4 protein-coding genes and 1 pseudogene are annotated in these 3,717 nt (G+C 42.0%); 1 reads left to right on the plus strand and 4 read right to left on the minus strand.

Going from position 1 to position 3,717, the window contains the following annotated elements:
• Nucleotides 1-559: pseudogene (locus UF75_RS25020) on the minus strand (threonine synthase); the annotation flags it as partial.
• 233 nt (nucleotides 560-792) lie between these two features.
• Here UF75_RS25020 and UF75_RS25025 point away from each other — a divergent pair.
• Nucleotides 793-2,181 carry a uridine kinase gene (locus UF75_RS25025; RefSeq protein ID WP_045577236.1) on the plus strand — a complete coding sequence of 463 codons (1,389 nt, stop codon included), beginning with the start codon at nucleotides 793-795 and terminating at the stop codon, nucleotides 2,179-2,181.
• A gap of 269 nt (nucleotides 2,182-2,450) precedes the next feature.
• Here UF75_RS25025 and UF75_RS25030 read toward each other — a convergent pair whose 3' ends face one another.
• The 3 genes from UF75_RS25030 to UF75_RS25040 are packed head-to-tail and all read right to left on the minus strand — an operon-like array spanning nucleotide 2,451 to nucleotide 3,663.
• The gene (locus tag UF75_RS25030) at nucleotides 2,451-2,636 is read right to left on the minus strand and encodes a 2-hydroxymuconate tautomerase (protein ID WP_045577237.1); all 186 of its coding nucleotides are present in this window, start codon (nucleotides 2,634-2,636) and stop codon (nucleotides 2,451-2,453) included.
• 43 nt (nucleotides 2,637-2,679) lie between these two features.
• Entirely contained in the window at nucleotides 2,680-3,027 is a 348-nt protein-coding gene (locus UF75_RS25035; RefSeq protein WP_045577238.1) for a GIY-YIG nuclease family protein, read from the minus strand.
• 3 nt (nucleotides 3,028-3,030) lie between these two features.
• On the minus strand, nucleotides 3,031-3,663 hold the full coding sequence (locus UF75_RS25040) for a menaquinone biosynthesis protein (protein WP_242860424.1): 633 nt from the start codon (nucleotides 3,661-3,663) through the stop codon (nucleotides 3,031-3,033).
• Nucleotides 3,664-3,717: the final 54 nt, after the last annotated feature.

A 3,717-nucleotide genomic window follows, 5' to 3' on the forward strand; every position in this document is an offset into this window, starting at 1 on the left:
CAGCAATAACATGGGTATTTGACCCTTCAGTCGTGTTCATCTGCCGCTCTTGAACAGCACTTACACCACCTGCGGGATAAAAAACTACTATATGAATCCCTTCTCTGTTTTTGAAACCTTCCAAAGCTGCCTTGCCTGTATCCCCTGAAGTAGCTACTAGGATAATCACTTCCTGCTTTGAGTCCAATCTTGTAAGACTTACTTTTAATAAGTCGGGCAATACTTGCAACGCCATATCTTTAAAAGCAGCAGTAGGCCCATGCCAAAGTTCTAATACTCCAAAATCCCCCACGGGTACCAGAGGGGCTGGGTTAGCCTCATCGAATGTTCCCTCTGAATAAACATTGACTATTTCCGTAAGTTCTGATTCTGTGAACTCAGTTAAGTAAGGGGCCATGATACATCGTGCTACATCTCGATAAGTTAACCCCTGAAGTTCCTGCCAATTCAAGGCGGGAAACGTTGAAGGAACAAAGAGACCCCCATTTGGTACCATTCCTAAAGCAATCGCTTGCGATGCTATTTGGCCTGAAAGATTTCCCCGCGTGCTTTCGTACATATATTTCCCTCCTTGCATTATCTTGGTATAATAGATAAGGTTAATCTATTAAATACATTCGCTAATATTCGCCATGCTAGAACATTTTCCCTTCCTAAAACACAAATCAGTTATCGAGATTCATAAATTAACCTTGTTTAAGAGAAAATTTAGAGGAAAGAAACCCTCCTTAGGCGAATATCTTGTGAAAAAGTCTTAAAATTTTTTAATAATATTTGAAAGGCGGATCACAAATGTCGGATTACACAAATCGTCGATATCGCCAGAGTCTGACCCTTGGACTCATTGAAGTAGTTAAAGAGCTTTTTCCGAAGGAACAACTTAAAATTACGCACTCGATTCTAGATGGTGTCTACTGTGAGCTTGAAGACTCCTTGCTATCTTCGCGAGAAGTTCAAAAAATTGAGGATCATCTGAAAAAATGGGTCAGCGATGACCAACCGATTTCCTTTGAGTCTGAAAGCCGTCATTTATTTAATTGTAGTTTAAAAAATCAAGACGTATGTACCATATACCCACCTTTCGAGAGATCAGGAACCTTGAAATACTTTCAACTCATTCATTACCCACCTGGTTTTATTCTGCACTTTCCGAATGCCAATCATCCAGAATTAATTTCCCCTTTTGTCCCTCCGGAAAAACTTTCAGCAACATTTTCTGAGACTCAACGCTGGTTAGAGAACTTACACCTTTCTATAGTCCAAGACGTCAATACAATTATCTCTGAAAATAATTCTTCTGATCTAATTTGTTTAGCAGAAGCTTTACACGAGAAGAAGATATCGTCAATTGCCGATAAAATCTTTGAACAGAAGCGCAATGTCCGTGTCATTCTAATATCAGGGCCAACGTCATCTGGTAAGACGACCTTTGCGCAACGACTTTCAACCCAACTGCGGGTTAATGGACTACGCCCAGTCGCCCTATCCCTCGATAATTACTTTCTGCCCCGCGAAAAGACTCCCCTTGACGCCTTCGGTCAATACGATTTTGAATCCCTAGAAGCACTTGATTTGCCACTCCTTGCGACCCACTTAAATACTCTAATTAGTGGCGCTGAGGTAGAAACCCCAATTTTTGATTTTGTGTGTGGTGGTCGTTGTCCCGTTGGCAAACCCTTGCGTCTGGATTCCAACGAAATTCTTGTTATTGAAGGCATCCATGCCCTAAATCCTCGTTTAGTCCCTTCCTTAGATAGAAATCAAATGTTCAAGATTTATGTCAGCGCCCTTTTCCAACTCAATCTGGATGTTTATAATAAGGTTTCAACGACAGACGTACGACTTATCCGTCGACTCGTAAGGGACAATCAATTCCGCGGGATCGCTCCTGAACGAACCTTAACACAATGGGACAGTGTGCGACGAGGAGAAAATCACAACATTTTCCCTTATCAGGAAGAAGCTGATGTAATGTTCAATTCTAGTCTTTTATACGAGCTCAACGCACTGCGACCTTATGCCGAAGAATTATTGAACACCATCCCAACGGAAAGCTTTAACTATAAAACGGCGATTCATCTCTTAACACTGCTCTCATTCTTTAATCCACTAGATACTTCAATAGTCCCGTTTAACTCAATTTTGAGAGAATTCATGGGAGGAAGCGCCTATAAAGTCTAGACTTGAAGTCGTTATTCAATAATCGCCCTGCGCGCACCATAAAGAAAACTTGGCTGGCGCCCGAAGACACTGTCTTCGCACGTTTTAACCTTCTTGAAGCCTTGGCGTAGGCGGCCGCCTTAGTTGCCCTTATGCTTCCAGACGAAGACACTGTCTTCGCACGTATTAGCCTTCTTGCAGTATACAACGAAGTTATACTTTCTGACTAGTACAAGCAAAGCACGAAGTTTTTGAACTTCGTGCTTTTGGTTTGAGTGAATCCTTGGGAACTATTTATCCATAGCCAGTGTCCCGGATTTAGCAAAATTCTCCTTCAGCATATCTCGGATGATAATTGACACACTTTCGGCAGGTGCTCCTATTGATTCTATGATAGCCTGAGTAACTTTCTCAACAAGCAACCTTTTCTCAGCGATAGTGCGGCCTTCTAATAAATCGATCTGTACGATTGGCAATTTGTAATCTCCCTTCTTGTGACATTCAGTCACTCAAATTTTATCATGGTATATCCGTCTGATTCAACAATTCCTTAGTAGCCTCTAAAATCGAGAACCCAAGTTTACGGCGCTCAGCAACATGATGAATTTGTTCTGGTTGTTTGATGAGTCGATCTTTCTCCGAACGCACACATCGTTTTATAGCGTATTCTAGCTTAAGGGCATCGCTCCACGAAGCAACCTCCCAGGCCTGTACCAAAGTAACCGGTCGATGTGCTGCAGTATATTTTGCCCCATGGTGTCCAGTAAATCCATTATTATGTTCTTTCACTCTTCGTTTAAGGTCGGTCGTAGCGCCCGTATAAATCGTATTGTCCCCACAACGAGCGAGGTATACCCAATATCCCATCGATTAATCCTCTGGCCAAAATTCTAATACAGGACGGCTTAACAAAAGCTGCTGTTCAAAACAAGAATCTAAATATTTTTTCAATCCCAAGACATAAGAAGGATCTAAACCATAATTGAACTGAAAAAAATAATTATTCCAGAAATCTAGTGATCCTCCCAACATAGTTTGACACGTCTTTACAATGTCATTCATATTACCCAGTGCCCGTTCTTTAGCCTCAAGGAGCAAATGATAGACACACCGAACTTCTTCCCCCCGCTCAGCAATGAGTTTTCGAGGAAGTGCCCATACAGCATAGGTCATAGAATGCCCCGTGTGGTTAAACCATTCTTCACCCAGGTCATAGATATAGCATGCAGGGTTTTTGAGAGCTTCTTGAATGGCGGCATCTCCAATCAAGAGCGCTGCATCCGCCATATCAAACATTCCCTGAAGATCAGAGTGTACCGTTACATAGCGAGGTGCTACTCCATAATAATGATGCAACAAAATCTTAGTTAGATTCACCGAGGTCGCCGAAGTATCTGTTAAAGCAACTGTCAATCCATCTAAAGCCTTCAATTCAACTTTCGAGAACAACAAGATTGAACCCACTCGCCCTCTCGTTGAAACAGAAAGATTTGGTAAGATCACATAATCCTGCCAATGTTCCCCATAAGAAAGGCGCTAATGGGTGCCATATCAATC

This window comes from Desulfosporosinus sp. I2, assembly GCF_000960765.1.
Taxonomy (GTDB): domain Bacteria; phylum Bacillota; class Desulfitobacteriia; order Desulfitobacteriales; family Desulfitobacteriaceae; genus Desulfosporosinus.

Coding starts and splice junctions, on each gene's coding strand:
- UF75_RS25025 (WP_045577236.1), top strand. CDS start 793: ATGTCGGATTACACAAATCGTCGATATCGCCAGAGTCTGACCCTTGGA.
- UF75_RS25035 (WP_045577238.1), bottom strand. CDS start 3,027: ATGGGATATTGGGTATACCTCGCTCGTTGTGGGGACAATACGATTTAT.